Raw genomic sequence first — 26,165 nt, 5'->3', positions numbered from 1 at the left:
CTACCCGCCTTGTCGCCCGACCGGCAGGCCGGCGGCGTGCGCCGCCTCGGCGAGGACCCGGCGCAGCATCTCCGGCGTCAGCCGACCGGTGAAGACGTTGCGCTGGCTCACGTGGTAGCAGCCGAAGACCGTGAGCGATCCGCTCGTCCCCTCCGCAGGGGTCAGGGACACCCGCGCGCCGTGCCCGAAGGCCGGCCGCGGCCGGGGCACGCTCCATCCGGCCTCGCCCAGCGCGGCCAGCGCCGCCTGCCAGCCGAAGGCGCCCAGGGCGACGACCGCGCGCAGGGTCGGTCGCAGCAGCTGCGCCTCGCGGGTCAGCCACGGGCGGCAGGTGTCACGTTCGCCGGGTGTGGGGCGGTTGTCCGGCGGTGCGCAGTGCACGGGGGCGGTGACCCGCACGCCGGTGAGCTCCAGTCCGTCGTCGGGACCGGTCACGGTGGCCCGGGACGCCAGCCCCAGTTCGTACAGGGTCGCGAACAGCAGGTCACCGGCCCGGTCGCCGGTGAACATCCGCCCGGTCCGGTTGGCGCCGTGCGCGGCGGGCGCGAGGCCGGTGATCAGCAGGACGGCGTCCGCGGGCCCGAACCCGGGCACGGGACGGCCCCAGTACTCCTGGTCCCGGAACGCCGCTCGTTTTTCGAGGGCGGTCTCCTCCCGCCACGCCACCAACCGCGGACATGCCCGGCACTCCACAAGTCGGGCGTCCATGTCGGCCAGCGTGCGGGCCTGGGCGGCGGCACTCACCGGATACCCCTCGGCAGTCGACATCCTCGACCTGCTTCCACCCTCACGGCCGGTCCTTGCGGTCGACTTCATCGTGGCAGCCGACCGCCGGCGCCGCCCCGCGGCCCCTCCCGCACCCCCACCCGGCGGCACCATGGTCCGTCACGCCCGAGCTCACCGCCGCGGCGATCGGCCCGTGGCGAGCGCCTTCCCCGCAACCGACGAACAGGTGTTCCGAAAGGCAGGCCTAGTCGCCCTCGGCGTCGCCCCTCCGTCCGAGCGGGCGGCGCTGTTCCTCGCGGCCCAGGCCCGGAGACTGGCGCTTGGCGCTCGCACCTCGGTCGTCCGCGGCATCGCCCCGGCGGCTGCGTTCCGCTTCCTCGGCCTCTCGGCGCGCCTCCGCGTCGCCGCTTTCGCCGACGGCTTCGGAAGGGGTGGTTCGCGGCGGCGCATCCGCGGGCAATGTGCGTCGGCGCTCGTGGTGGCCCATGGTTCTCCTCCTGCCTCGTGCGGATGTCTCGTGCGGGCCGTCTCGGGTGGACGGGCCGCACGCGAAGCGGCTGCCCCTCGCCGTCACGGTGAAACACCACGCGCGGGGGCCAGCACGAAGGTGTGCCCGGCCGGGTCCATGTAGCGGCGCACATCGGTGCGCCGGTCCGTCCGGGTGCCGTTGCGTTCGGCGGTCACCGGGCGCGCGCCCAGGGAGACCGCCTCGCGCTCGGCCTCGTCGAGCGCGTCGGGAGCCACGACGATCCACAGATGGGACTGCTGGGAGTCGTCCGGCCGGGGCCAGCTCGGCGGCGCGTGGCCGGGATCGCGGTGGATGCCCAGGACGATTCCGGTGGCGCCGGAGATCAGCAGCAGGTCGTCGCCACCACCGCTCGGCTCGACGGTGGCGTCGAGCAGCGCGGCGTAGAACCGGGCGAGGGGTTCGGGATCGGTACTGTCGAGGACGAGGACGCCTGTCTTGGAAACGGTCATGGTCTGCGTGTGCCCCTTCAAATCCCTTGCAGACGTGGGGAGTCGTCATCCGCTCGTCCGTGCCGGGAGCCGGGCCCGCGCCGACGAGGGGCTGTTCGGACGCAGCCGGGTCGGCGTGGCCAGCGGCCAGCGGCCAGTGGTCAGTGGTCACGCGGTGCAGATCCCCACGGCCGGATCGGCGTACCGCACTCCCCAGGACCCGCCGGGGCCGGCAGGCCATGGGCAGGCGAACCGTCCCGGCCCCCTCCCGTCAGGACTCGCCTACGGAGCCGCAGTCCATGACAGAGGTGGGGAATACCTAGAGTTCTTCGGCATCACCCCGATCGCACCTTTGATTCCAAGACGCAGGGGCGTGGTAGCGCCTTCGATCGGGCGAGGTGCTGCCCGGCGGCCCCCTCAGACCGGGTACGTGATCGAGCCCAGCGGCGGGCAGGGGGTGAGCGCGGTGCCGGCACCGGGGCGCTCGACGAAAGCCCGGGCCTCGGCGGCCCGCTCGCGCTGGGAATCCAGCTCTTCGGCGTGCCGGGCGTCGCGTGTGGCGCGGGGGTCGTCCCACGAGCCGTCGATGAGACTGAGGCTGGTGTTGCCGGAGCTGCGCTGGAAGTCCGCCTTCAAGGCGGCCTGTCGGAGTGCGGTCTGGACCGCGGCGAGATCGATGCGGGTGATCAGGACGCCGAGGGTGTTCGGTTCGCGGGTCGGCATGGGCGCCTGCGGGAGCAGCGACACCCCGGTGTCGAGGCGGCCCATGTTGTCGACCATCGCGTCCTGGGCCTCCCTCGACATGAGCCGCATTTCCCGGTGCAGCCAGAAGAACTCGTCGAGGTCCGCCTGGGTGATGCGCATCCGCTGGTACAGAGCCCGGAATCGGGGATCGCCGTGCAGCGGGCGCATGGGGGCGGCGTGGAGCTCCACACAGTCGTTGTAGCCGGCCGTCACGGCGGCGTCGAGGTGGAGGATTCCCCGGTCCGCCTCTCCGCGCAGGACGGCCAGGACGCCGAGGTTCGAGTGTCCCGCGGCGACGAGCCACGTGCCGTCGGGGCCGAGCGCCGTGGCGCGCGCGACGACGTCGTGGAAGCCCGTGGTGACGTCGACGCTCCGTGGGGCGCCGAGGAATCCACGGGCGGGCGAGTAGGGGGCGTCCCTCCCCGGCACCACCGCGTCGGCTCCATGGGTCAGGAGCGCCACCTGCAGTTCGTGAACACGGGCGGCCAGCGAGTTGACGGTGTCGGCCATGGATCTCCTCGGACCTCGGCGGTGAAGAGCGAAAGGGGTGTCGAGCCTGTGGCAACCCCCGTGAAGACGACGGGCGGACGAGCCGAGTGGTTCCTGCTCGTCCGCGCCGACGACGTCCCGTCACGGACGGGTGGCCAGAAGTCGGCGGTTCGCCCCCGCTTTCCGGCCCGGATGCGGATCACCGCGAGGTGGAAGGCCGCCCGGCGACCGGACGGTCGGCGTCGACGTGCTCGTGCGGACGACCGACGCCCTCTCCGGGCTCCTCGGTGCCCTGACCGACCGCAGGCCGGGGCGGACGCCGGGGTCCGGCGGAAGGAACGGGACACGGCCTTCGTGCCGGGTCGCAGGTCCGGCTCCGCCCGGCTCGCTCCGGCCTCCCGCGCCTGGCCGGCCGCGCCTGGCCGGCCGCCCGGGACGGCCTCGGCGCGCTGGAGGAGCGTCGGTCACCGGACGAACGACGAACCGGGGCCGGGCGTCCCGTACCGGAGGGCTGCGCGCGTCAGGTGGCCGCGGGCCAGGTCCGCAGCAGGGCGGCGATCCTCCCGGCCGTGCAGGTGGGATCGAGAAGCAGGTCCTTCAGGGCGATGGCGTCCTGGCGGGCCGGCTTGACCGGGACTCCGGCGGCTGCGAGGTACATGACGCCGGTGGCGGCGGCGACGGCCAGGTTGGAGCGCTCCAGCCAGCGGCACCGGCCCAGGGTGTGTATCAGGGCGGCGGCCTTGGCGTAGGGGCCGTCGTACACCGGTTGTTCGAGCACCTCGGCCCGGTGGCGGGCGACCGCCGACACCGGGACGCCGTAGTCGTCGGGAGCCGGGTCGTCCGCTCCGGCGGCCTCGGCGACCTGCAGGATCCAGGGAACGTCGATGTGCAGTTCCATCAGGCCGCGCGCGCTCCCCGGGACGTCTGCCGGGCTTCCTCGGCCTCGTCGAAGACCGCCTGGTGTTCGGCCAGGAAGCGGGCGGCCGCGTCCACTGCTCGGGCGCGCAGGCCGCTGGCGTCGTCCTGCACGAGCCGGGCGAGGTAGTCCCCCACGCTCAGCCCCAGGTCGGCGGCGCGCTTCTTCGCCAGTTCCGCCACGTCCTCGTCCACACGCGCACCCAGCTGTGTCTTCGCCATGCGAGCATGGTAACAGGCGTTACCATGCTCGCCAAGGGTTCGACGTCCTGCCGAGCCGGCCGGGGGCACCCCGTCCGGCTTCCTTCCCCCTCCCCCGGTCGCCCGTGGTCGGCGGGACCGGGGGATCGACGGCGTTCCTCCCTTACCGGGCCCAGGGCAGTTCGCGCGTGCCCTCGGATCCGGGAACGGAGGCGACCCCGTCGGCCCGCATCGAGACGTGGGCCTCGGCCGGCTCGGGCGCGTGGATCCGGCGGACCAGGTCCGCCGGCAGGACCAGGGTCTGGCCGAGCGCCACCTTCTCGGTACGGCCGTCACAGGTCACCTCCAGGGCGCCCGCGGTGACCGTCCAGACCTGTTCACGGCTGACGGAGTGCTCGGGGCCGGTCGCTCCGGCCTCCATGGCGACCGTCCACGTACTGAGTTCCGCGCTGCCGCGGCTGGGAGCCGCCAGGCCGGCCATGGTGGCGTTCGGGGAGACGGTGACGTGCCCGGTCTCCGGAGTGATCACCCGCATGGTGGCGTCCTCGCTCCGGTCCGAGGGCTGGTCCGGTGCGGCCCATTCGACGAGCTGGATGACGACCCCGTTGGGGTCGGTCGTCTGGAACAGGCGCTCGCCCCAGGGCTCTTCGCGCAGCGGCATGGTGATGGGGGCGCCCGCCGCACGCAGCCTGGCCTCCTCCGCGTCGAGGTCGGTGACCGTGAGCGCGAGGATGAGTCCGGTCGCCTCCCGGTCCCGCTGCTCGGCGGGGAGGACTTCGGTGCCCTTGCGGAGCAGGACTACGTCGACGGCGGCGTCCTCGCGGGTCAGGGAGGCGAAGCCGTCGTCGGCCATGGCCACCTGGTAGCCGAGGTGGGTGCAGAGGAACGCGCGGGAGGCGTCCACGTCGGCGACGGTCAGGGAGAGGGTGGAGGTGGAGACGTTCACGGTGGCCCCTTGGGCGGTGTGGTGGGTCGGGTGGAGTCGTCGACGGGTTCTTCCCGCGCGATGCGGTCAGGCGCCCGGCAGATCCAGCTGGTACTCGTGAACGATCTGCTGAGGGCGGAAGCCCAGGCGCCGGTTGACGGCGAGCATGTGGGTGTTGTCGTCGGCGTTGTCGGTCTCGATCTCGACGATGCCGGGGTGGGTGTCCCTGAGGGTGCGCGTCATGGAGGCCTTCAGCCACAGCCCGAGCCCGTGCCCGCGGTGGGCGGGCACCACGGCGGTGTCGTACTGCAGGGCCCGGCGGGTCTCCCCGGCCCGGATGACGACCTCGGTGAAGCCGCCCATGGTGTCGCCCTTGAGGGCGGCGAGGGTGAGGAGGGTGTCGCCCCGGTCGGCGAGCACCCGGGCCATCTTGCGGACCCGGTCGGCGTCCCAGCTCAGGTGGCCGTAGTCCATGCCCCCGGTGGGCATGTCGTTCATCGCGTTCTTCGCCTCGGCGAAGGTGGTGGCGAGGTGGTCGGGGACGGTGCCGGTCCAGCCGGCCAGTTCGTAGCCGGGGTGCTCGGCGTCGGCCGCGGAGTCGTCCGCCTCGGCGAGGGGCAGGACGAGCTGGTGGAGGGTCAGCACCCGCTGGAACGAGCGGCCGGCGCAGAAGGCATCGCCGGCGGTGCCGTCGATGGCCGAGGTCAGCAGGCTGCGGCGCTGCTCCACCTGGGCGGCGAAGGCGGCCGCGGACAGCAGCTGCGTGCCCGCACCGCGGCGCCGGGCGTCGGGGTGGACGTGCAGCTCCAGCTCGGCCAGGTGGCCTTGGCCCGCCGAATCGAACAGGCGCAACGCCGCCACGCCGACGACGCTGCCGTCGGTCTCGGTGGCCAGCCAGAAGAGCCTGCGGCTGTCCAGGCCCGCCGTGGTGAGTTGGGCATGCACCTGCTTGGGACTCGGCGACGGGCGGCCCGGAAGGTCGCGCTCGACGGCGGCGCTGACCACGGCGTGCCAGGCTGCGGTCTGTTCGGCCGACAGCCAGGCGACGGGGGCGACATGGATCTGCTGGGACAAGGAAAAGCTCCTCGGGTCGGGGTGGTCTCCACGCTAGGGAGCCGCCCCGCCCGCGGAATCGGCGCGCGTTACTTGTCCCGATGACCGGCGGGGGCCGCCGTATCAGTCATCGCCTACTGGTGGGCGGCGATGGCGTCGGACAGTTCGTGGCGCGAGGCCACGCCCAGCTTGGGGTAGGCCCGGTAGAGATGGTGTCCGACCGTCCTGGGGCTGATGAACAGCTGGGCGGCTATGTCCTTGTTCGACATGCCGTCGGCTGCCAGCGTGACGATGTGCAGCTCCTGCGGGGTGAGCAGGGACAGTACGCCGGGACCGCGACGCGGAGTCGTCGCGGCCACGCCGGTGGCCTCGAGTTCGGACTGGGCGCGGTCGGCCCAGGACCGGGCGCCGATCAGGTCGAAGGTCTCCAGGGCCGCGGCCAGCTGCGTCCGCGCCTCGGACTTGCGGCGGCCGCGGCGCAGCCACTCGCCGTACAGCAGCTGCGTACGGGCGTGTTCGAAGGGGCGGCTGTCGCGCTCGTGCAACCGCAACGACAGGGCGAAGGTGTCGTCGTCGGGGTCCAGCAGGGCCCCGCAGCGGTGCAGGAGCGCTTCGATCGAGGGTGCCGGGATCCGTCGCGCCAGGTCCGTCAGACGTCCGAACGCCCCTGTCGCGAGGTCGAGTTCCCCCAGCCGTACCGCGGCCTCGACCAGGTCGGGCAGGCTGCGTTCGGCCGGCAGCTGGTGCCGGGCCGGACCGTGGTACAGCACCGACAGGTGGTCCAGGGCCTCCTTCACCCTGCCGTGGCCGAGGTCGAGCAGGCCCAGCGCCCACCTGGCCCTGTGCAGCCCCGCCGGACGGGCGCCCGTGCCGGGGTCGGTCAGGGCCGACTGGGCCAGGTCGCGGCAGCGCTGCTCGTCGCCCTCGATCGCCGCCAGATAGGCCGTCACTCCCTGCGCGTGACTGACCCAATGCGACTGCCCGGTGTCCTCGGCGATGTCGAGCGCCTCCGCGGCGCTGGTCGCGGCGTCGCGGTAGCGGCCCAGGAACGTCCGGGAGATCGCCGCGTAGTACAGGGCCGCGGGCAGGACGCCGACCTTGCCCGCGGTCCGTGCCGCGGACACGATGCCCGATGCCAGGCTCTCCGCTTCCGTGTCCAGGCCGCCCATCAGGCCGATGCCGCAGATCATCAGGACGTCCCTGGCCTCGTGCGCCCGCGCGGCGGCCGCCTGGGCGAAGACCTCCGCCAGGTCGGGCGGACGCTCGTCGGAGCGGCCGAGCGCCAGAGCCGTCAACCAGCGCTGGAGCCGCAGGACCGACCAGGCGGGATGACCGGCGGGCGGGCGGAGCGCCCCCAGCTGGGCCGCCGTCACGGTGGCGAGGTCACGCTCTCCCGAGAACCAGGTGGTGTGCAGCGCGTCCATCATCACCTCGACCGCCCCGACGGGGTCGCACTCGGCGAGCCTCGTCGCCTCCGCCAGCTGCAGGGCATGGGCTTGGCGGAGGAAGCCCTGCCCGGCCGCGGCCGCGGCCCGGACCCGGACCAGGCCGCGGCGGGCCACCGGATCGGTGACCCGCTCCGCCAGCGCCTGGGCCCGGGCGAGGGCGCCGGACTCCAGGGCGGTCTCGGCGGCCAGCGTGAGCAGGCGGGTGCGCGCCTCGGCCGTGGCCGCCAGCTGTGCCGCTCGCTCGTAGGCCGCGGCGGACGCCGCGTACCCCTTGCGTTCCGCCGCCAGGGAGGCGGTGCGCTCCAGTTCGGCGGCTATGCCGGCGTCGGGTCCGGTGGCGGCCGAGGCCAGGTGCCAGGCCCGTCGGTCGGCCTGATCGGGATCGGTCAGTACGTCCGCCAGCGCCCGGTGCGCGCGCAGCCGTCGGTCGAGGGGGGTGCCCTGGTACACCGCGGCCCGTACCAGCGGGTGCCGGAAGGTCACCTGCCGGCCGTCGAAGCGCAGCAGACCCGCCTCCTCCACGGCGGGCAGATCGCCGACGCCCGCACCCATCGACTCCGCGGCCCGCAACAGCAGGCCCAGGTCGCCGGTGTCGTCGGCGGCGGCCACCAGGAGCAGGGTCCGGCTCGCCTCGGGCAGCCTGCCGGCCTGTGCGTGGAAGGCCAGCTGCAGCCGGTTGGTGAGCGGGAGCGCGGGCCCCGGGGCGGACGTGGCCAGCGCGGTGGGGAGTTCGATGAGGGCGAGGGGGTTGCCCCCTGCCTCGGCGAGGACCCGACGGCGTACCTCCGAGGCCAGGTCTCCCTCGCACGCGTCGACCAGTGCGGCGGCCGCTTCGCAGGACAGCCCCGCCAGTCGCAGCTCCGGCAGTCCGGGGGTGGGGAAGGGGGCCTCGCCGTCACGGACCGCGAACACCATCGCGACGCCCTCGGCGCCCAGTCGCCTGGCGGCGAACAGCAGCGCCTCGGCCGAAGGCCGGTCCAGCCATTGGGCATCGTCGACCAGGCACAGCACGGGGGCGCCCTCGGCCAGCTCCGACAAGAGGGTCAGCACGGCGAGCCCGACCATCATGCGGTCCGCGTACACCCCGAGCGTCAGTCCGAACGCTCCTTCCAGCGCCTGGCGTTGGGGTTCGGGCAGATTCCGCAGCTGGGCCGCCAGGACCGGGCGCAGCAGCAGGTGCAGTCCGCCGAAAGGTAATTCGGCCTCCGACTCGATCCCCACGCCCCGCAGAACCAGCATGTCGTCCCGGACCGCGAAAGCGTCCAGCAACGCCGTCTTGCCGATGCCCGGTTCGCCCCGGACCACCAGGACACCGCTGGTCCCGGCACCGGCGTCCTCAAGCAGTCTGCTCATGACCGATCGCTCGGCATCCCTCCCGTAAAGCATGCGGGTCAGGTTACCCACATGTCGATCATTCGCCGTCGCGTCCGCGAGGGGGTGAACAGGCCCCGGCTTCGTCCCCGGGAGGAGGTTCGCGGGAGGAGGGGGCGGCCGTCATGTTCGGCGTACCGCCGCAGGCCTCGTTCCGCACACGGGCGGGGTCGTGACCGGCCTCGACATCGATGTGCGCACCACTCGTTCCGGTGATGCGCACGACGCCGCCCGGAGGAGATCGGGGAGAGCCGGCCGCGGTCCGCCCCGTATCCCCGGGATCGTCTCCGCGTGCGTGGGGAGCGGCGCACCTGCCGAAGGAACAGCGCATCGCCGTCGTCCCGGGCACCGCCTTCGGTGCCGGCGGCGACAAGCACGCCCCGCAGATCTCATACGCTTCGGGGGACCGACGACCTACGTACCCGGCTGAGCTGCATCGTCACCGGCGTGCGGAAGGTCCGACCGAACGTTCAGGGAGCGGCGGGGAGTTGCGGTCTCCTCCTTCGTCGCGGTTCGAAAGGAATCTTCATGAATCTGCCCGCATCGGGCAGGCGCGTCCTCGTCAGTGGCGCGTCACGCGGCCTCGGGCGTGCGGTGGCCCAGGCGTTCGCGGCCAACGGCGACCGGGTCGCCGTCCACTTCGGTTCACGCGCCGAGGAGGCTCGCGTGACCTTGAAGTCCCTCACCGGCACGGGACATGTGCTGGTCGGCGGCGACCTCGCGAACCCGGTGCAGGCGGCTTCCGTGATGGACATGGCGGCGGAGGGTCTCGGCGGGATCGACGTCCTGGTGAACAACGCGGCGGTGAACATCCGCCACCCTCTGGCGGAGACCCCGTACGAGGAGTGGGTGGCGGTGTGGCAGCAACACGTGGCGGTCAACCTGCTCGCCACCGCGAACCTGAGTCATCTCGCCGCCCGGCTCATGATCGAGCAGGGTACGGGAGGCCGGATCGTGAACATCGGCTCCCGCGGCGCCTTCCGGGGTGAACCCGACCATCCGGCGTACGGGGCGACGAAGGCCGCCGTGCACTCGCTGGGTCAGTCGCTCGCGGTCTCGCTCGCCCCTCACGGGATTGCCGTCGCCTCGGTCGCCCCCGGCTTCTTCGCGACCGAGCGCGTCGCACCGCGTCTGGAAGGACCCGAGGGCGAGTCGATCCGGGAGCAGAGTCCGTTCGGCCGGGTCGGCTCGGCCGAGGAGATCGCGGCGGCGGTGCTCTGGCTCGCCTCCCCCGCCGCCGAATGGTCCTCCGGCACGATCCTCGACCTCAACGGGGCTTCGCACCTGCGGAGTTGACGGTCACGCGAAGACGATCCCCGACCTCGACGGAGCCTCACACCCCCGGAGTCGACGGTCGCGCGCGAAAGCGAGTCCGCCTCCCCGGCCTGTGTTCCCGGGCAGGGGGCGGAGCGAACACGCCGATGGCGTTCATCGGACCGGCGGCGTTCGGGGCGGTCCGGTGCTTCCACTGGTCCGTCGCCGGCTCCTCGATCGCCGGCGCGTACGTACCGGTCATGGGCTCGTGGTGTGCCGGATGGCCAGGAGGGCGACGTCGTCGTCGTTGTCCGGAGGGCGGGCGCGGGCGGGCAGGTTCTCCCCGTGCCTGCTCACGGCGACGATCAGGCCCTGCTCGTCCCCCGGGCAGGCGCCCGAGCCCAGGTGTCCAGGGTCGTGGTCATGGCGTCCCGCTGACGGCCCGAGCCCGTCATGGCGTGCGCTTCCCGGATCCGGCCCGATCCGACACGAAGGCCGCGGAGGCGTTGCAGCCGATGGCCTGTCGGCCCCCCGAGCGGGGTGGACCACTTGAGCGCCCCGGTGGCCGGATCGAAAGCGGCGGTGTGCGGTTCGGCGTCCTCCGCCACCTTCTCGTCCCAGGGGTTGTCGTCGCCGCCGCAGGCGAGGAGGGCGGCGATCTGTCGTTCGCCCGCCGCCGTCCGGCCCGGGACGCGGTCCTTCGGCAGGGCCGCCTTCCAGCGGGGCCTTCCGGTGCGCACGTCCACGGCACGCAGCTCGTCCTTCTGGAGGAGCACGGCAACGCCGCCGCCGGCGGACACCGAGGAGTCCTGGAAGCGGGGCGGCTCGGGCCGGCTGATCGGGGCCTGCCAGAGCTCGCGTCCGTCCTTCATGTCGATGCCGACGGCGGTGGTGCAGGACGTGCCCTCGGCCGGGGAGGAGGCGCCGTCCCCGTCGTGGATGAGGACCAGGACCGAGCGGACGGTGTCGGCCGTGGCGTGGCAGACCACCGAGCGGCCGGGCGGCACGTGCTCCCGGCTCCGCTCGCCGGTGGCGGCATCGAACCCGCTCACCGCGCCGAAGCGGCTGCGGACCAGCGTGTCGCCGGACAGCCAGGCCCCATCCCGCGCAGCTCGACCAGGTCCGTGACCGGGCCCGGCGCGGCGGCCGCCCGCCGATCTTCGACGAGCAGGTCTACAAGTGCCGCAGCCTCGTGGAACGGTGCTTCAACCGCCTGAAGCAGTGGCGCGGGATCGCCACCCGGTACGACAAGACGGCCCAGTCCCACGAAGCCGCCGCCGCCCTCGCCTCGCTCCTGATGTGGGCGTGACGCTCGACGACACTGCCTAGTACCGATCCAGGCGGTGCGCGTAGGGAGTGGGCAGGGACGGGCTGCCGCCTCCGGGGAACCAGGCCGTGCAGAGGTCCTGGTACCGGTCCGGGATCGGCGTGCCCTGCGCGGATGCGTCCTCGACGGACCAGTAGCCGAGCAGCAGCCGGATGAGCGCCTTGTCGTCGGGGATCAGCTCGCCGCGCCGAAGCGCGTCGAGCGATTCGCCGTGGTCGGTGTCGGGCTGTCGGGAGGCGGCCCGGCGTCGTAGTTCCGGTTCGAGGGTCCGCACGAGGGACGAGCGGTTCAGGACGGCGGCCATCATCCCGCCGCTCGGCGGGAATCCCTGCTGGTACGTGCAGCCCATCTGACGTGCCACTCGTCCGGTGAGGCTGTCGGCCGGCTCGCGTACGGTGAAGGCGCTCAGGCGTCGTTGCCAGCAGAGTCGGGCGACGGCCGCGAGCAGTCGGCCGGTCGCGGTGGCGTTCTCGGCCACCAGTTCGTCCACGGTCGTCGTCCCCAGGGGGTCGCCGAAGGCCCGGCCCTCCAGCACCGCGTAGCCGACGGTGGCGCTGCCCCTCTGCAGGACCAGGGTCCGCGACCCGGGCTTCCACGTGGTCCGGGGGACGAGCCGGTTCCAGTCCGGGGGGCGTGCATGGGTCCAGGGGCGCTGGGCGTGCGCGGTGTTGTACAGGTGGACGATGGCGGGGAGGTCGGCCGGCGAGCCGTCGCGGATGCCGGGGACGGCCGTACCCGGTTCGACTCCCGTGGCCTGTTCGACGTTGCGTACGGGGACGACCAGATGTCCTTCGGCGACGGCTCCGACGAAGCCGAACCGCTCGTACACCCCCTCGATGCCGTCGGACACGAAGGCGACGTCCACCCTCGTCGCCATACCGGTCAGCGCTTGACGGAGGAGCCTGCCCATGTGCCCCTGGCGCCGGAACTCGGGCTGCGTCTCCACCCCGCCCACGCCTTCCGCGGAAACGGCCACGGCACCGAAGCGGAGTCGAAAGGAGAGCGCCTCCAACTCGGCGACCGGTGCGCCCTCCGCTGTCCACAGCCGGCAGTGCCGCATGCGCAGGCCGCGTACTTCCCGATCGGGGGTCTCGGTGTAGCCGACCCCTGCTTCACGATCCGACACGGCAGGTCACCAGCCCCTCGTTCGCCCAACGGCGCCCCTTGTTTCCCCGGACACCAGACATGTCCTTCACCGGCCCACAGCCGCTGAAACCGCCGACGGTCGCCGTCATCGGTCCGAACGTCCTTTCACGGATGCCCGGTTGCTTGACTTCGTGTGCGTGGGCGGCCCTACAGGACGAGAAGGGGAGGGCGGGTTCGGTCATGGCGAGTCGCGCCCGTCCGGTCGGCTCCGGTCGGCCGGCGGGGTTTCCTCCGCGCGGCGAAACCGACATCGGGCTGGTCGGCGGTCGACGGGCAGACGCACAACCCCTACGTCCTGGACCGCAATCCGTGCGGATCGTCCTCCGGTTCGGCCGCCGCCGTCGCCGCTTCGTTGGCGCAGGTGGCCATCGGCACCGAGACGGACGGCTCCATCGTGTGTCCGGCCGGCATGAACGGGGTCGTCGGCCACAAGCCCGGCCTCGGACTGGTGAGCCAGTCGGGCGTCGTCCCCGTCTCCGCCGAGCAGGACACGGCCGGCCCCCTGGCACGCAACGTCGTCGACACGGTGATCACCTTCTCGGTGCTCAGCGGTCACGACGCCGCGGACGCCGGCAGTGCCCTCGGCTTCCCGGAGGCGCTCGCGCGCCCCGGTTCCCTGCGCGGCAAGCGGATCGGCCTGTGGCGGCTTCCCTCGCTCGGCACCGACGTGGACGCCCTGATGACCCGGACCGCGGCACGGCTTCGCGCAGCCGGTGCCCAGGTCGTCGAGGTGACGCCCCCGTACCAGGCCAGGCTCGCCGAACTCGAGTTCCCCGCCCTGCTGAGCGAGTTCCACCGGGACATCGACGCCTACCTGGCCTCCCGCAACGGGCCCCGCGACCTCGCCGGCCTGATCGAGTTCAACCGTACGCACCCGGCCGAACGATCCTGCTTCGCCGGCCAGGAACTGTTCGAGCAGGCCCTCGCCGCGCCGTCGACCACGGACCCGTGCCATCGGGCCATGCGCGCCGAGCTGAAGGACCTGTCCCGGCGTTCCGTCGACGAGACCATGGCCGCCCACGGCCTGGACGCCATCGCCTCTCCGACGAACCCGCCCGCCTGGACGACCGACCGCGTGCGGGGCGACAACGACGTGATCCCGTCTTCCACCCCGGCCGCCGTCGCCGGCTGCCCGTCGCTGTCCGTACCCGCCGGATTCGTCGGCGAACTGCCGGTCGGCCTGCTCCCGACGACCGGCGACCACCAGGACGCCGAACTGCTGTCGCTGGGTGCCGCGGTCGAGCAGCGGCTCGACGCCCGGCGCGCGCCGCGCTACCTGCCCTCGGTGACGTCTCGCACGGCGGGCTGAGCTGCCGGTGCGGACGCGTGCCGCAGCTCCAGACCGTGTGCGTCGTCGGACGGCACGCGGCACGCGGCACGTTGCCGGGGCGGTCCGGCGCGCGTGGCGTGCTCCGTGACCGGTCGCCGCGCCGCGCGGGAGATGATGGGCGGGAAAGACGAAGAGCGAGAGCAGGAGCTTCCATGGCGAAGCGGGTTCACCGCCCCCGTGAGGACGCGGAATTCGATTTCATCCTCAGGATGAGCGAAGGCCCGGTCCTCGCGTACTTCATCGGAACGTGGCCCAAGGCGATCGAGCCCAGCCGGGCGATGGACCTCGTCGTCGGCGCCATCGCCGACGAGTACGCGGGCCGTCTGACGGCCGTCCGCATCGACATCACGCGCTGTCCGGCCGCAACCGAGCGGTACGGGATCACCGGAGCCTCGTCCTACGTCCTGCTGAAGGACGGGCAGGCGGTGGCACAGGGTACGGGGGCCACGAGCGTCGGGCTCCGGGAGTTCCTGGAGGGCCGCCTCTGAGAACTGAAAAGCCGTCTCTGAGAACCCGCTCCTTCCCCAAGGCGGACGACGGCCGCCGAACCCGAGGGGTCGTCACCGGATGTGTGCGCGCAGGGTGGTGCGGAGCCGTGCCGCCCAGGCCCGCGGGTGCGTGGTGTTGCCGTTGTGCCCGCCGGGGAAGCCGATGACCGGCCGGTCGAGCAGCGCGGCCAGGCGGTGCGCCGCCTGGTGGTCGAAGACCGTCGTCGGGGTGGTACGCCCGGTGGCCGGCAGGATGCGGGTCGCGGTGTCGCCGAGGCGGTCGCGGCAGCCGGGGTCGGTGCGCAGCGTGGTGAACTCGTCGGTGATGAAGCGGACGAAGTTGCTCCGGCGCTGTTCGTCCATCGGCTGCGGGGTCAGGTCGGGCTCGGTGTCGGGGTGGGCCGGGTCGATGCCGAGGGACCTGGCGATGGCCGGGAGGGCCGCGGACAGCCCGCCCGTGGCGAACAGGTCCTGCAGTCCGGCCAGTTCGCGGCGGTGGGAGTCGGCTTCCGCGTCGAGCAGCCAGGGGGCCACGGGCTCGTGGGCGATCAGGGTGTCGAGTTGGTCGCCGTGCTCGGCGGCCAGGTGCAGTCCGATCACCGCGCCGAAGCTGCAGCCGAGCATGAGGGCGGGGCCGTCGGCCACGTGCGCCAGGAGACGGTGGGCGTCGTCGGCGTGGTCGGCCATGGCCACCGGCCGGGCGGGGTCGTCGAGGGTGCTGCGGGACAGGCCCCGGCGGTCGTAGGTGATCAGGGTGAAGTCGTCGGCCAGGGCGTCGACGAGGTCGGTGGTGCGCCGGGCGTCGCCTTCGCCGCTCTGCGCGATGAGCAGGAGCGGGCCGGTTCCGCGCCGCTCGAAGTAGAGGGTGGCGCCGTCGACGGGCAGCAGGCCGGTGGTCGGCATGGGTTCTCCTTCGCCGGGTGGTGACTCCACATTAATCCATCACTTCCGATGCATCAAGACCGATGCATCTCTAGGGATGCATCTTGGACGATGTACCTTGTGCTGATGAACGGCATGGATCTGGCCCTGCTGGGCCGTACCCTGATGAAGCTCGGCGAGGCCTCCATCCCCACCGGGGGCATCGGCGCCCACGGAACGAGCACGCAGTCGGTGATCATCGTCGCGGCCGACGTCAAGGCGCATCCCGGCACCTCCGTCAAGGACATCGCGGCGAGGACGGGGTTCCCCCAGAGCAAGGTCTCCGCCTGTGTCGCCCGCCTGCGCGAAGCCGGCGCGGTCGAGTCCCGCACCGACCCGTCCGACCGCCGGCGCACCCTCATCACCCCCTCACGGACCACCTCCCCCCGCGTCGCGGAGGTCCGCTCCGCCGACGTCGACGGCGTTCTCGCACTCGTACTGGAGGACCCCTCGCGACTGGACGAGGTCAAGGCCGCGCTGAGCGTCGTCGCCGAGCACCTCGGTCCGAGCGTCCTCGCACGGATCGGCGGCTGACCGGGCGGCCGCGGCCCGCGCCGGTCACTCCACCGGCCAGGTGTGGGCCGGGGCGTTGAGGTGCATGAAGTCGATGTACTGGCCGGTCATACGGCGCAGGGCCGCGGACCGGTCGAGGTGGACGACGTCGTGGAGGTGGTGGAACGTCTCCGCCTGCCACACGGCGCCGTTGCGGGCGGCGACGCAGCGCTGTTCGACGATGCCGAGCAGCGGTTCACGCCACTGCGTGTCCAGTCCCAGGGCTTCCAGGCCCCGGTGGGCGAGCGGGAGGAGCCGGCGCAGGACCAGTTCGGTGGCGGGAACCTGGCCCGTGCCGGGCCAGAAGAGTTCGGCGTCGATGCCGCGTCGTGCCGCCGTGTGCAGGTTCTCCTCGGCGGCCGCGAAGGACATCCGGGTCCACACCGGCCGGTCCTCGTCGACCAGGGCGCGGACGAGACCGTAGTAGAAGGCGCCGTTCGACATCACGTCGGCCACGGTCGGCCCGGCGGGCAGCACCCGGTTCTCGACGCGGAGGTGCGGGACCCCGTCGACGACCGCGTAGACGGGGCGGTTCCAGCGGTAGACCGTGCCGTTGTGGAGGGTGAGTTCGGCCAGATGCGGGATCTCGCCGCGGTCGAGGGTCTCCTCGGGGTCCTCGTCCTCGCAGAGCGGCAGGAGCGCCGGGAAGTAGCGGGTGTTCTCCTCGAAGAGGTCGAAGACGCTGGTGATCCAGCGCTCGCCGAACCACACGCGGGGCCGCACCCCCTGGACCTTGATCTCGTCAGGCCGGGTGTCCGTGGTCTGCTCGAACAGCGGGATGCGGGTCTCGCTCCACAGTTCCCTGCCGAAGAGGAAGGGCGAGTTCGCGGCCAGCGCGACCTGGACGCCGGCGATGGCCTGCGCGGCGTTCCAGTACGCGGCGAACTGTTCGGGCGCGACCTGGAGGTGGAACTGGGTGCTGGTGCAGGCCGCTTCGGGCGTGATGGTGTCCGCGTAGGTCCGCAGCCGTTCCACCCCGTCGATCTCGATGAGGAGGTCCTCGCCCCGTGCCGCGAAGATCTGGTCGTTGAGGAGGTGGTAGCGCGGGTTCTCGGAGAGCGCGCCGCGGTTCACGTCCTCGCGTTCGAGCGTCGGAAGGGTCCCGATCATGACCAGGTGCGCGCCGATGGAGGCGGCCTTCTCCTCGGCGTGGTTCAGGGCGTTGCGGATCTCCTCTTCCCAGGTGTCGGGGCCGCCCTCGGTGAGACGGCGGGGCGGGATGTTGATCTCCAGGTTGAACCGGCCCAGCTCGCTCGACCAGGCGGGGTCGGCGATGGCCTCCAGGACTTCGGTGCTGCGCATGGCGGGTCTGGCGGTCCCGTCGACGAGGTTCAGCTCGATCTCGAGGCCGACCCGCGGCCAGTCCGCGTCGAAACGCGCCTCGCGCAGCATCCGGGCGAAGACGTCGAGGGAGGCGTGCGTCCTGTCACGGAAACGGCGACGGTCGTCACGGGTGAACGTCAGGGCAGGGACGTCACGTCCCATCCGATCCTCCCGGGGCTCGGCGGCGCGGATCCTCCTCCTTTCAGCGTGCCACCAGGAGGCGGGCCGCGCCCGGCGCGGGCCGCCCCGGCCCTCTGGCACGGCTTCGGAGGAATCACCCGTACGAACCTGCCCGGCAAACTGTTCGTCCTGCTCGCGGCGATCGCCCTCCTCGGCGGTGTGGCCGCCGCGTCGCTGCTGCACGCGGCCGGCCGGGCCGCCGAGAAGGACCGCCCGCGGACGGGTGGCCCCGCGGTCGCGCCCGGGCCGGTCCCGCTCGCGACCGGCGCCGGCCGCCGGATCGTCTTCCGCAGCATGGCCTGGGGCCCGCACCGTCACCACGCTCCACCAGAACGTCGAGTGCCCCTCCCTCTCCCCCGACGAGACCCGGGTCGTCTACAAGAAACGCGTCGCGGGCGCCCCCGCCGACGCGCCCTGGCACGAGTACGCCCTCGGCCTCGCCACCCCGCGGGAGACCGCGCTCGCCGAGTCCCGAAGCGCCTGATGACGGCGGCGCTGGCACCGGCGTTCCCGGGGTGACGGGGCGGGGCGGAGGACGGATGAAGGCAGGCGGGCCCTGGACGGGCGACGACCGCGGTTGCAACCACGAAGTGCGCGAGCGGCGGCTGCGGCTGCTCAACCGGCCGACCGGAACTCCCGATCATCGGGGCGAGTGGTACGACGAGCAGTGCGGCGGGTGCCGCTTCCGGGTGGCGTTGAGCGCCGAGTCGGGGGCTGCCGCGTTCCTCAGGACCGGACGGACTTGCCGCGGACGTGCAGATGCCCCTCGGTCGGGAACACGGGAGGCTGGGCGGGCAGGACCGCTTCGAGGTCGAAGCCGCATCGATCGGCCACGCGGCACGACGCGGAGTTGTCCACCGCGTGGAAGAGCTCGAGCCGCGCCACCGGCAGTGCGGACCCCTCGGTCAGGACCCACCGGACGGCCGCCTCCAGGGCGCGGGACGCCAGGCCCCGTCCACGCGCCTCGGCCGCTGTCCAGTAGCCCACTTCCGCGGCGCCGTCGTCGTTGAGCCTCACGCCCACATGGCCGACCGGCGGGCCGAAGCCCGCGCCGTCGTCCGCCAGGACGGCGAAGCCGAAGCGGGTCCCGGCGGCCCAGCCCTGGCGCTGGCCGTCGATCCAACGGCGGGCGTCGGCCTCGCCGTCGATCACGGTCGTGAGCCAGCGGCGCAGGGCGGGGTCCCGATGCGCGGCCACGAGGGCCTCGGCGTCGTCGAGCTGCCAGGCGCGCAGTCTCAGGGCGGGCAGGACCTCGGTCGAGTCCACGGACAGTACGACGCTCACACGGCTCTCCGATCGGTTCTTTCGTCGATCGGCAATCTATCCGTCGGCCGTGAACGCGTTCGGGACGGCCCGGGGTTCCTTCCGCGGACGTGACGAGTTCCGGCCCGGTCGGGCGTCGGTCCGGCACGCGCAGGGGGGGGCGAGACCGCGGATCACCGGCGAGGCCGTCCGTCGTGCCGCCGGCGAGGCCGTCCGTCGTGCCTTGCGGCCCGGGCGTGCCGCAGCTTGTGGGTGAAGCGGTGCACATGGGGGTCGAGCGATTCACCCGGTTCCTCGATCACCTGCTCGACGGTCAACCACCGGATCGCGTCGAACTCGTCCTCGTCATAGGAAGTGATGGTGTCGGCGTCGAAGAGGTACCAGAGCGAGACGTCGGTGTGTTCGCCCTCACCACTGATCCGGGTGACGGTGAGGAAGAGCGGCACCTTGCAGCTGACCGGTCGGGCACGCGGCCGGTCGTCGTGGTCGGTGGACGAGTGGCCGGTGGAGGTCGTCCGTGCATCCTGGCAGGCGGTACTGACACACGGCGTCGTGGACCGTCGCGCGGGAGTCCGGCCTCATCGGCGGTCAGGTGGGAGCCTCGCCGGCCGGCGAGGGCACGGCGCAGGAACGCAGGACCATGAGCGAGTCCTCCGGGGCCGCCACCATGGCGAAGGGGAACCGGTCGAGTTCGAGACAGAGGGCGACGTCATCGGGGTGGGCTCCTCTGCGCACGCCCTGGACCAGCTCGGCAGCGGCACGCGACCGGCCGGCGCGGCCGAGGAACCCGGCCGCGTCCACCCCGTCCCCGGCGGCCCTGCGGGCGATGTACTGAGCGCACGCCAGATCCTCGTCGGCCTGCCCGTTCTCGCCCGTGACCACGAACGTGACGTTGTCGCACCCGCGCGTCCGCAGGAGCCGGGCCGTCGCCTCCGCCACCACGAAGCTCGCGCACAGCACCAGCGGCGCGTCCTTGACCGCGAGGGCGCCGACCGTCCCCGCCGTGGTCTTCTGCACGACGGTCCGCCCGCCGAGGTCGACGGACCGCAGCAGGCCCGGCGAGTTGACCGCGTCGAACCCGGGCGCCGGCGGGCCGTCCTTGAGGGCGACCCATCCCGGATGGCGAGCCTTGAGCGCCAGGGCTTCGTCCGGCGACTCGGCGAGGACGATCTTCTCCGCCCCCCGGGCGAAGGCCCAGGCAGCCACCGTGAAAGCGCGCATGACGTCGACCACGACCGCCACGGGCGGGACTTCGGTCAGCTCTGCGATGCCGGGGAAACGGGCGTCCATCCGATCATGATCGCGCATGTCCGACCCGAAGCGCCCGGACGGTGACGCGCATCACGACTCGCCCTCAGCGCTTCCGCGTCCGGAGCGAGTTCCAGCTCGCGTCCGCGGTCCAGCCCCCGTCCACCGGCATCGCGACGCCGTTGACGAAGCCGCTGCGGGCGGGGTCGGCCAGGAAGGCGACGGCCTGGGCGATGTCCTCGGGTGCGGCGAACCGGGCCATGGGCACCCGCTCGACGATGTCGGCGTCGGTGTAGCCGCCGGAGGCCTGGTCCTCGGCGTCCATCTCGGTCTTGACCCAGCCGGGACACACGGCGTTGACGCGGATCCCGCGCCCGCCCCACTCCGCGGCCAGGGTCCGGGTCAGGCCGATGAGACCGTGCTTGCTCGCGTTGTACGCGGCCCGGTCCGCGATCCCGTGCAGCCCCGCGATCGAGGCGACGTTGACGATCGAGCCGCCGCCCGCGTCCAGCATCAGCTTCCCCAGGGCCCGGCACAGCAGGAAGGGGCCGGTGAGGTTGACCTCCAGGACGCGCCGCCACTGTTCGGCGGTGGTGTCCTCGGCCGGGGTGAGCAGCGAGACGCCCGCGTTGTTCACGAGTACGTCGACCCGGCCGAAGCGTTCGCGCACCTGCTCGGCGAGTTCGGCCACGTGGTCCTCCGAGGCCACGTCGCCGACCACCGCGCACGCCTCCGCGCCGGTCTCCCGTACCGCCGCCAGGGTCTCCGTCGGTTCCTTCAGGTCGGCCAGCACCAGGGCGTACCCCTCGCCTGCCAGCGCTTCGGCCACTCGTCGGCCGATGCCCTGGGCCACGCCGGTCACCACGGCGACCGGTACCCGGACGTCCCGCTCCGTGTTCTTGTCCATGGGCACAGCCTCGCCCCGGCCGGGCATCATGGGAAGCGACGATCAAGAAAGCGAGCTTTCACGAATCATGAACAGCGTCGATCCCCGGCTGCTGCGAACCCTGCTCGAGGTGATGCGGCACGGGTCGATGAGCACCGCGGCGGCCTCGCTGGGCTACGTCCCCTCGGCGGTGTCCCAGCACATCGCCCGGCTGGAGCAGCAGGTGGGGACGGAGCTGCTCTCGCGCCGCCCGGGCGGCGGGGTCACCCCGACCGCGGGCGGCCGCGCGCTGGCCGACGCGGCCGCCCGCGTCCTGGCCGCCACGGCGGACTTCCAGCGTCTGGCCGACGACATCGCCCGGTCCGGAGCGCCGGAGCTGAGCATCGGCGTCTACGCGACCGCGGCCGGACGGCTGCTCCCCAACGCGCTGGCCAGGCTGCGCCGGGCCCATCCGGACGTCGTCCTCCACGTCACGGAGACCGAGCCCGTGCACGGTCTGCGGGGCCTGCGGTCCGGGGAGATCGATCTGCTGCTGGCCTACCGCTACCTGCCCGAGGACCCTCCCAGCGCGGCCGATCTCCGGATTCGCGGGCTCGGCAGGGAGCCCCTGTGGCTGATGGCAGCACGCGGCACCGGCACCGCCACGCTCGACGACTGTCGCGAAGCCGACTGGGCGGCCGGGCACGTGGGGACCGCCGACCGGCGCCTGCTGCAGCGATGGGCCCATCGCACCGGCCTCGACCCGGCCGTGCGGTACGAGACGGACGACTACCACACCGCGCTCGCGCTGATCGCCCAGGGACTGGCGGTCGGCCTCGTACCGGCCTCCGTCGTCCGCGGCTGGCACGACCCGGCGCGGCCGCTCACCCGCGTCGAAGACCTTCCCGTGGACGAGCGCCCGGAGCGGGAGGTCCTCGCCGTCACCCGTCCGCGCGTCCCGCACCCCGTCGTCGACGATCTCGCCGATCTGTTGTCCGCCGCCGTCGAGGCCACGCGGGACCCCTAGGATCCGGACGTCCGGACCGCCCCCGCCCCCGGCGCCGTGTTGCCCGCCCCTGCGCCCCGGACACCCCGCTCGGCACAGGACTCAGTAAAGGGCGGCGCCCATGGGAGAGTCCTCGCCCGTGACGTACGCGCGGATCGATGCCAGGTACTCGGCGCGGCTGACGAGTCCGTCGCCGTCGCCGTCCAGTGCGTCGAACGCCGCGTCGGCGTTGTCGGCCCGATTGCCCAGTGCCTGGCGCAGCGCCGTGAACTGAGAGCGGTCCAGAGCGCCGTCCTGGTCGGCGTCGGCGAGGTCGAACAGTGCGCCCAGGGCGTACTGGCAGATGTTGTCGAACTTCTCGGCGTCCACCCAGGCGATGTACTCCTCGTAGGTCATCACGCCGTCGCCGTTGGCGTCCATCGCGGCCCAGGCCTGTTCGCCCGTGGCGCGGGCGGCGATGACCAGGGGGTCGTCGTCACCGCGTCCGGTCGCCCGCTGGGCCCGATCGATGCGGACGAAGTAGTCGTGCCTGGAGGCGATTCCGTCCCCGTCCGTGTCCAGCATCGCGTAGATGCGGGCCTTGGGGGTGGTGGGGTCGGCTTGGAGCTCGGTTCGCGGGAGTGTCACGTCGGGTCTTCTTTCGCTCGGGGGAGCTGTCGGTCGGGCCAGGGTCTTGGGGGGGTCCGTCCGCTGGATCGCTCCGGCGGACACGAGGGCGCGTCGGCGCGCTCACGCACGTCGGGGTGTCGGTCGCGTTCGGTGCGAGCGGGCGGTACGGCGGCAGGCATCCCGTGAGGCGTTTCTCCGGCCACCGCGCCCATGATCGACTGCAGGGCCCTTCGCGGCCCGGCGACCCGCCAGGAACCGGCCGATGCTCACCCGACGTGATGATCCCGTCGGGCCCGGCGGGGCTTGGGAGGGGAGGCGCGGGTGCGCCAGGACGGGGGCGCGGAGGGCGCGTGGAGGGCGAGCCGTACCGAGTCGGTCCGTGACATGGAGCAGGCCGGGTCCGTTCGGCAGGCCGTCCGTGCCGCGCATCCGTACGGGAACCGGTCATCCGCTTCCTGCCTCTGTACGGGCCGTAGGGGCCGGCTTCCGACGAACCTTCGGCGACGGGGCCCGTAGGACCGCCGACTGGGCGCACGGGCGGGCCGGTCTCGCGCAAGGACCTCTCGTCCGACGGATCACGCGACTGTCGGGCCGCGGCGAGAGGCGGGGCCGCCGTGCCGCGCGTCCTCGCCCGGAAGGCGACCGCCCGAGATCCCTGCCAGGTCACCGACCACGGCCGTCGCCCTGGCCGTGATCGCGCGCGCAGGGGCCCCCGGCGCGTACCGGCCGCCTTTCCGCAGCGGCGGAGGCTCGGGCGCAGACCAGGCACAAGATGCTTGCACTAGCCTTATATGACCGTTCGCCGATATTTTCTTCCGTGCCGTATCCTGGATCCAGGTACACCCGGAAGGAGACACGGACCTCATGACCGCCACCGATCCCGCGCTCACCGCTCTCGCCAGTGGATGGGGTGCCCTGTCCCTCCTCCACAACAGGATCGAGACCCACATCGAGCGCGCCCTGCAGTCCCGGCACGACCTGAGCGTCCGGGAGTACTCCCTGCTCGACGTGCTCAGCCGGCAGCACGACGGCGAAGGCGGCCACCTGCAGATGAAGCAGGTCGCCGACGCGGTGGTGCTCAGCCAGAGCGCCACGACCCGCCTGGTGAGCCGGCTCGAGGACCGCGGGCTGCTGTCCCGGTACCTGTGCCCGACCGATCGCCGCGGCATCTACACCGATGTCACGCCGGCCGGCCTGAAGCTCCTGGAGGAGGCCCGGCCGACCAACGACGCCGCCCTGCGCCGGGCGCTCGACGAGGCCGCGCGGAATGCCGAGCTCGCCCCGCTCGTCGCGGCGGTGGAAGCGGTGGACTCCCCCCTCGCCCGCCCGTAGCGGCCCGCAGCACCGGGCCCCGACCGGCCTCGGCCGCCCCGTCGGGGCCGGTTCCGCCTTCCCGTACGCCGGCGGCCAGGCCGAAGGGGAAGGGGCCGGCGCCGATTTCAGGGGGAAGGGGCCGACGCCGGCGCCGACTTCAGCAGGCCGCGGGGCCCTCGCGGGAAACCCGCTCGACTTGATCACCCGTTCGAAGAGATCGTCAGGGCATGGAGTTCCTCTGCTACCACCGTGACCGGCCCGGCTCGCTGCCCCTGCGCCACGAACTGAACGAAGAGCATCGGTCCTACATGGACCAGTACGCGAAGGAGATGATCGCCCGGGGCCCGACCTTCGCCGACGACGGCGAGACCCTCACCGGAAGCGTGCACATCGTCGACCTCCCCGGTCCCGCCGCGGCCCGCGCCTTCGCGTTCGACGAGCCGAACTACCAGGCCGGCGCCTACCGGGACGTGATGCTGCGCCGGTGGCGCAACACGCTGGGGCGCACCATGTGGGACTTCCCCGGCGGCCGGACGGGTGGCAACCGCTATCTGGTGCTCGGACTCGGCACGGGACAGGCCGCCGACCTCGAGGTGCCGGGCGACCCGGACGAGCTGATCGCCTACGGACCGCTGCTGTCCGATGACGGCGCCACCTGGCTGGGCACGGCGGCGCTGGTGCGGGCGCCGGACCCGGACACGGCACGCGCCGTCCTGACCTCGGACCGGTACGCCGACATCGAGGTGCACGACTGGCAGTTCGGCGGGCGCCCGTCCTGAGACAGCGGAGGGCGGGCACGGGCGGGGTGGAGCGCTCCGGGACGGGGTGTTCACACGGATTCGTGGGGGCCGGGTTCCCGGCCGGCGAGCGGGTGGCCCGCACTCGTACGCTCGACAGACGAAGGCACCGCGGACCGGCCCCGAGCTCCGGTCCGCGGTGAGCCGACGTCAGTGGGCGGGTGCCTGGGCGGCCTTGTCCGTGGTGCCGTCCTCGTCCTGGTCCTTCGGCTCGGCGGGCTGCTGCGGGGCGGGCGGGGTACGGACCAGCAGCGCGACCAGCACGGTCAGTCCGCCGATCACGGCGCCGACTCCGAATCCCCACCGGATGCCCGTCGCCAGGGCACCGGTGGCGTCGGCGCCGTCGGCCGCTGCCGTGGCGGCGTGTCCCGACATGACGCTGATCACCAGGGCGGTACCGGCGGCGGCCGCGACCTGCTGGAGCGAGCCCAGGATGGCGGAGCCGTGGGGGTAGAGGTGCGGCGGCAGTACGGACAGGCCGGAGGTGAAGACGGGGGTGAAGACGAACGCCATGCCGACGCTCAGGGCCACGTGGAGGGCGAGCACCAGCCACGGCGAGGTCTGTTCGTCCATGAGGGCGAACAGGGCGAGGCAGACCGCTGTGAGCGCGGCTCCGGGTACGACAAGGCGCGGTGCGCCGAGCCGGTCGTAGAGCTTTCCGACCTGTGGTCCGAGCAGGCCCATGGTCAGCCCGCCGGGGATGAGGAGCAGCCCGGTCTGCAGCGAGGTCAGGCCGGCCACCTCCTGCAGGTAGATCGGCAGCAGGATGAAGCCGCCCATGAGGGCCATGAAGGACAGGCACATCAGGCCGAGCGCCACGGAGAAGTGCCGGTACGTCAGGGTGCGCAGGTCCAGGAGCGGCGTGGACGAGCGCTGCAGTGCCAGCTGTCGCCACACGAACAGGCCTACCAGCACGCCGCCGGCCAGGGTCGTGGCCACCGGGGGCACGGGGACCTGGGCCGAGGTCTCGGCACCGAGCCCGCTCAGGCCGTAGACGAGGGCGCCGAAGCCCACGGCAGCCAGGGGGACGGACGGCCAGTCGATGGGACCGGCCTGCGGCTCGCCGATGTTGACCAGGTGGCGCCGGCCGAAGAGGGCCATGGCTCCGGCGATGGGCAGCACGGCCAGGAACAGCAGGCGCCACGTCCCCAGTTGCAGCAGCACGCCGGAGGCCGCGGGGCCGAGGGCGGGTGCCACGGAGATGACGAGGGTGATGTTGCCCATGACCCGGCCGCGGTCGTGCGGGGGCACGAGGGTCATCAGCGTCGTCATGAGCAGCGGCATCATGACGGCGGTGCCGCCGGCCTGGATGACCCGGGCTGCCAGCAGCACGGGAAAGACGGGCGCGGCCGCGGCCAGAGCCGTGCCGGCGAGGAACAGCGTCATGGCGAGGCCGAAGGCGGTCCGGGTCGTCACGCGCTGGAGGAACCAGCCCGTCACCGGGATGACGACGGCCATGGTGAGCATGAAGGAGGTGGACAGCCATCCCGCGGCTGCCGCGGTGACCTCGAACTCGCGCATGAGTCGCGGGATCGCGTTGACCATGATCGTCTCGTTGAGGAGGACGACGAAGGTGGACAGCACGAGAATCCGCAGCACGGCGGTGACGCGGGCGGCCGGGAGTACGGGCGTCGCGGGGGGTGCGAGCATGGTGCCTTCCGTCATGTGAGTGTCCTCCGCTCGGGGCGGGTCACATGGTCAGACCGCAGCGCC

Annotated in this window: 25 protein-coding genes and 3 pseudogenes; 9 read left to right on the top strand and 19 right to left on the bottom strand. The window is 72.8% G+C overall.

The window, feature by feature from the left end; translation table 11 throughout:
- The 9 genes from K7G60_RS20750 to K7G60_RS20710 form a co-directional block, all read right to left on the bottom strand.
- Positions 1-768 carry a uracil-DNA glycosylase gene (locus K7G60_RS20750; RefSeq protein ID WP_308081685.1) on the bottom strand — a complete coding sequence of 256 codons (768 nt, stop codon included), beginning with the start codon at positions 766-768 and terminating at the stop codon, positions 1-3.
- 202 nt (positions 769-970) lie between these two features.
- A complete protein-coding gene (locus K7G60_RS20745; RefSeq protein WP_225802448.1) occupies positions 971-1,213 on the bottom strand; it encodes a hypothetical protein in 243 nt (80 codons plus the stop codon).
- An 83-nt stretch (positions 1,214-1,296) separates the two neighbouring features.
- Positions 1,297-1,704: a VOC family protein gene (locus tag K7G60_RS20740; RefSeq protein WP_225802447.1), complete on the bottom strand. Its 408-nt coding sequence runs from the start codon at positions 1,702-1,704 to the stop codon at positions 1,297-1,299.
- A gap of 396 nt (positions 1,705-2,100) precedes the next feature.
- Positions 2,101-2,937 carry a hypothetical protein gene (locus tag K7G60_RS20735; RefSeq protein ID WP_225802446.1) on the bottom strand — a complete coding sequence of 279 codons (837 nt, stop codon included), beginning with the start codon at positions 2,935-2,937 and terminating at the stop codon, positions 2,101-2,103.
- 499 nt (positions 2,938-3,436) lie between these two features.
- Positions 3,437-3,814 (bottom strand): fic family toxin-antitoxin system, toxin component, encoded by a 378-nt coding sequence (locus tag K7G60_RS20730; protein WP_225802445.1) that lies wholly within the window; start codon positions 3,812-3,814, stop codon positions 3,437-3,439.
- Positions 3,814-4,053, bottom strand: a complete 240-nt coding sequence (locus K7G60_RS20725; RefSeq protein ID WP_225802444.1) for a hypothetical protein — start codon at positions 4,051-4,053, stop codon at positions 3,814-3,816. The genes K7G60_RS20730 and K7G60_RS20725 overlap by 1 nt, the downstream gene beginning before the upstream one ends.
- A 142-nt stretch (positions 4,054-4,195) precedes the next feature.
- Positions 4,196-4,978 (bottom strand): VOC family protein, encoded by a 783-nt coding sequence (locus tag K7G60_RS20720; RefSeq protein WP_225802443.1) that lies wholly within the window; start codon positions 4,976-4,978, stop codon positions 4,196-4,198.
- Positions 4,979-5,044: 66 nt separating this feature from the next.
- Positions 5,045-6,031 (bottom strand): GNAT family N-acetyltransferase, encoded by a 987-nt coding sequence (locus K7G60_RS20715; RefSeq protein ID WP_225802442.1) that lies wholly within the window; start codon positions 6,029-6,031, stop codon positions 5,045-5,047.
- Between the two features lie 113 nt (positions 6,032-6,144).
- Positions 6,145-8,844, bottom strand: a complete 2,700-nt coding sequence (locus tag K7G60_RS20710) for an AAA family ATPase (protein ID WP_225802441.1) — start codon at positions 8,842-8,844, stop codon at positions 6,145-6,147.
- 513 nt (positions 8,845-9,357) lie between these two features.
- On the opposite strand from K7G60_RS20710, the gene K7G60_RS20705 reads away from it, so the two are divergent.
- Positions 9,358-10,125: an SDR family NAD(P)-dependent oxidoreductase gene (locus K7G60_RS20705; RefSeq protein WP_225802440.1), complete on the top strand. Its 768-nt coding sequence runs from the start codon at positions 9,358-9,360 to the stop codon at positions 10,123-10,125.
- A gap of 323 nt (positions 10,126-10,448) precedes the next feature.
- On the opposite strand, the gene K7G60_RS20700 is transcribed toward K7G60_RS20705, so the two are convergent.
- Positions 10,449-11,159, bottom strand: coding sequence for a PQQ-binding-like beta-propeller repeat protein (locus K7G60_RS20700; protein ID WP_374115658.1), 711 nt, complete (start codon positions 11,157-11,159; stop codon positions 10,449-10,451).
- Between the two features lie 65 nt (positions 11,160-11,224).
- On the opposite strand from K7G60_RS20700, the pseudogene K7G60_RS20695 reads away from it, so the two are divergent.
- Positions 11,225-11,392, top strand: a pseudogene (locus K7G60_RS20695) (transposase); the annotation flags it as partial.
- Positions 11,393-11,408: 16 nt separating this feature from the next.
- Here the strand turns inward: K7G60_RS20695 and K7G60_RS20690 are convergent.
- Complete coding sequence (locus K7G60_RS20690) at positions 11,409-12,536, bottom strand: GNAT family N-acetyltransferase (protein ID WP_225802439.1); 1,128 nt, start codon at positions 12,534-12,536, stop codon at positions 11,409-11,411.
- A 252-nt stretch (positions 12,537-12,788) separates the two neighbouring features.
- Between K7G60_RS20690 and K7G60_RS20685 the strand changes: the two are divergent.
- Positions 12,789-13,865 (top strand): annotated as a pseudogene (locus tag K7G60_RS20685) (amidase family protein); the annotation flags it as partial.
- 173 nt (positions 13,866-14,038) lie between these two features.
- A complete protein-coding gene (locus K7G60_RS20680) occupies positions 14,039-14,374 on the top strand; it encodes a co-chaperone YbbN (RefSeq protein WP_225802438.1) in 336 nt (111 codons plus the stop codon).
- A 72-nt stretch (positions 14,375-14,446) separates the two neighbouring features.
- On the opposite strand, the gene K7G60_RS20675 is transcribed toward K7G60_RS20680, so the two are convergent.
- Complete coding sequence (locus tag K7G60_RS20675) at positions 14,447-15,277, bottom strand: alpha/beta fold hydrolase (RefSeq protein WP_225802437.1); 831 nt, start codon at positions 15,275-15,277, stop codon at positions 14,447-14,449.
- Between the two features lie 105 nt (positions 15,278-15,382).
- Here K7G60_RS20675 and K7G60_RS20670 point away from each other — a divergent pair, with 105 nt between their 5' ends.
- On the top strand, positions 15,383-15,829 hold the full coding sequence (locus tag K7G60_RS20670) for a helix-turn-helix domain-containing protein (protein WP_225802436.1): 447 nt from the start codon (positions 15,383-15,385) through the stop codon (positions 15,827-15,829).
- Between the two features lie 24 nt (positions 15,830-15,853).
- Here the strand turns inward: K7G60_RS20670 and K7G60_RS20665 are convergent, their stop codons facing one another.
- The gene (locus K7G60_RS20665) at positions 15,854-17,332 is read right to left on the bottom strand and encodes a glutamate-cysteine ligase family protein (protein WP_225802435.1); all 1,479 of its coding nucleotides are present in this window, start codon (positions 17,330-17,332) and stop codon (positions 15,854-15,856) included.
- Positions 17,333-17,657: 325 nt separating this feature from the next.
- On the opposite strand from K7G60_RS20665, the pseudogene K7G60_RS20660 reads away from it, so the two are divergent.
- Positions 17,658-17,828 (top strand): annotated as a pseudogene (locus K7G60_RS20660) (TolB-like translocation protein); the annotation flags it as partial.
- A 248-nt stretch (positions 17,829-18,076) separates the two neighbouring features.
- Here K7G60_RS20660 and K7G60_RS20655 read toward each other — a convergent pair.
- From K7G60_RS20655 to K7G60_RS20640, 4 genes are all read right to left on the bottom strand, one after another.
- On the bottom strand, positions 18,077-18,634 hold the full coding sequence (locus K7G60_RS20655; protein ID WP_225802434.1) for a GNAT family N-acetyltransferase: 558 nt from the start codon (positions 18,632-18,634) through the stop codon (positions 18,077-18,079).
- A 152-nt stretch (positions 18,635-18,786) separates the two neighbouring features.
- Entirely contained in the window at positions 18,787-19,059 is a 273-nt protein-coding gene (locus K7G60_RS20650) for a hypothetical protein (RefSeq protein ID WP_225802433.1), read from the bottom strand.
- Positions 19,060-19,201: 142 nt separating this feature from the next.
- Entirely contained in the window at positions 19,202-19,903 is a 702-nt protein-coding gene (locus K7G60_RS20645; RefSeq protein ID WP_308081678.1) for a 2-phosphosulfolactate phosphatase, read from the bottom strand.
- Positions 19,904-19,967: 64 nt separating this feature from the next.
- A complete protein-coding gene (locus K7G60_RS20640; protein WP_225802431.1) occupies positions 19,968-20,768 on the bottom strand; it encodes an SDR family NAD(P)-dependent oxidoreductase in 801 nt (266 codons plus the stop codon).
- A gap of 67 nt (positions 20,769-20,835) precedes the next feature.
- On the opposite strand from K7G60_RS20640, the gene K7G60_RS20635 reads away from it, so the two are divergent.
- Complete coding sequence (locus tag K7G60_RS20635) at positions 20,836-21,753, top strand: LysR family transcriptional regulator (protein WP_225802430.1); 918 nt, start codon at positions 20,836-20,838, stop codon at positions 21,751-21,753.
- Between the two features lie 81 nt (positions 21,754-21,834).
- Here the strand turns inward: K7G60_RS20635 and K7G60_RS20630 are convergent, their stop codons facing one another.
- Positions 21,835-22,359 (bottom strand): EF-hand domain-containing protein, encoded by a 525-nt coding sequence (locus K7G60_RS20630; RefSeq protein WP_308081674.1) that lies wholly within the window; start codon positions 22,357-22,359, stop codon positions 21,835-21,837.
- A gap of 846 nt (positions 22,360-23,205) precedes the next feature.
- Between K7G60_RS20630 and K7G60_RS20625 the strand changes: the two genes are divergently transcribed.
- A complete protein-coding gene (locus K7G60_RS20625) occupies positions 23,206-23,673 on the top strand; it encodes a MarR family winged helix-turn-helix transcriptional regulator (protein ID WP_225802429.1) in 468 nt (155 codons plus the stop codon).
- A 209-nt stretch (positions 23,674-23,882) separates the two neighbouring features.
- A complete protein-coding gene (locus K7G60_RS20620) occupies positions 23,883-24,434 on the top strand; it encodes a YciI family protein (protein ID WP_225802428.1) in 552 nt (183 codons plus the stop codon).
- Positions 24,435-24,602: 168 nt separating this feature from the next.
- Here the strand turns inward: K7G60_RS20620 and K7G60_RS20615 are convergent, their stop codons facing one another.
- Positions 24,603-26,117, bottom strand: a complete 1,515-nt coding sequence (locus K7G60_RS20615) for a DHA2 family efflux MFS transporter permease subunit (RefSeq protein ID WP_225802427.1) — start codon at positions 26,115-26,117, stop codon at positions 24,603-24,605.
- Positions 26,118-26,165: the final 48 nt, after the last annotated feature.

It is taken from the genome of Streptomyces sp. NK15101, assembly GCF_020400725.1.
In the GTDB taxonomy this organism is placed as follows: domain Bacteria; phylum Actinomycetota; class Actinomycetes; order Streptomycetales; family Streptomycetaceae; genus Streptomyces.
The sequence above is the reverse complement of the archived record's forward strand: the minus strand, read 5'-3'. Positions and strand labels throughout refer to the sequence as shown.

Coding starts and splice junctions, on each gene's coding strand:
- K7G60_RS20620 (WP_225802428.1), top strand. CDS start 23,883: ATGGAGTTCCTCTGCTACCACCGTGACCGGCCCGGCTCGCTGCCCCTG.
- K7G60_RS20625 (WP_225802429.1), top strand. CDS start 23,206: ATGACCGCCACCGATCCCGCGCTCACCGCTCTCGCCAGTGGATGGGGT.
- K7G60_RS20745 (WP_225802448.1), bottom strand. CDS start 1,213: ATGGGCCACCACGAGCGCCGACGCACATTGCCCGCGGATGCGCCGCCG.
- K7G60_RS20670 (WP_225802436.1), top strand. CDS start 15,383: ATGAACGGCATGGATCTGGCCCTGCTGGGCCGTACCCTGATGAAGCTC.
- K7G60_RS20735 (WP_225802446.1), bottom strand. CDS start 2,937: ATGGCCGACACCGTCAACTCGCTGGCCGCCCGTGTTCACGAACTGCAG.
- K7G60_RS20710 (WP_225802441.1), bottom strand. CDS start 8,844: ATGCTTTACGGGAGGGATGCCGAGCGATCGGTCATGAGCAGACTGCTT.
- K7G60_RS20675 (WP_225802437.1), bottom strand. CDS start 15,277: ATGCCGACCACCGGCCTGCTGCCCGTCGACGGCGCCACCCTCTACTTC.
- K7G60_RS20740 (WP_225802447.1), bottom strand. CDS start 1,704: ATGACCGTTTCCAAGACAGGCGTCCTCGTCCTCGACAGTACCGATCCC.
- K7G60_RS20750 (WP_308081685.1), bottom strand. CDS start 768: ATGTCGACTGCCGAGGGGTATCCGGTGAGTGCCGCCGCCCAGGCCCGC.
- K7G60_RS20635 (WP_225802430.1), top strand. CDS start 20,836: ATGAACAGCGTCGATCCCCGGCTGCTGCGAACCCTGCTCGAGGTGATG.
- K7G60_RS20725 (WP_225802444.1), bottom strand. CDS start 4,053: ATGGCGAAGACACAGCTGGGTGCGCGTGTGGACGAGGACGTGGCGGAA.
- K7G60_RS20665 (WP_225802435.1), bottom strand. CDS start 17,332: ATGGGACGTGACGTCCCTGCCCTGACGTTCACCCGTGACGACCGTCGC.
- K7G60_RS20730 (WP_225802445.1), bottom strand. CDS start 3,814: ATGGAACTGCACATCGACGTTCCCTGGATCCTGCAGGTCGCCGAGGCC.
- K7G60_RS20615 (WP_225802427.1), bottom strand. CDS start 26,117: ATGACGGAAGGCACCATGCTCGCACCCCCCGCGACGCCCGTACTCCCG.
- K7G60_RS20640 (WP_225802431.1), bottom strand. CDS start 20,768: ATGGACAAGAACACGGAGCGGGACGTCCGGGTACCGGTCGCCGTGGTG.
- K7G60_RS20645 (WP_308081678.1), bottom strand. CDS start 19,903: ATGGACGCCCGTTTCCCCGGCATCGCAGAGCTGACCGAAGTCCCGCCC.
- K7G60_RS20705 (WP_225802440.1), top strand. CDS start 9,358: ATGAATCTGCCCGCATCGGGCAGGCGCGTCCTCGTCAGTGGCGCGTCA.
- K7G60_RS20680 (WP_225802438.1), top strand. CDS start 14,039: ATGGCGAAGCGGGTTCACCGCCCCCGTGAGGACGCGGAATTCGATTTC.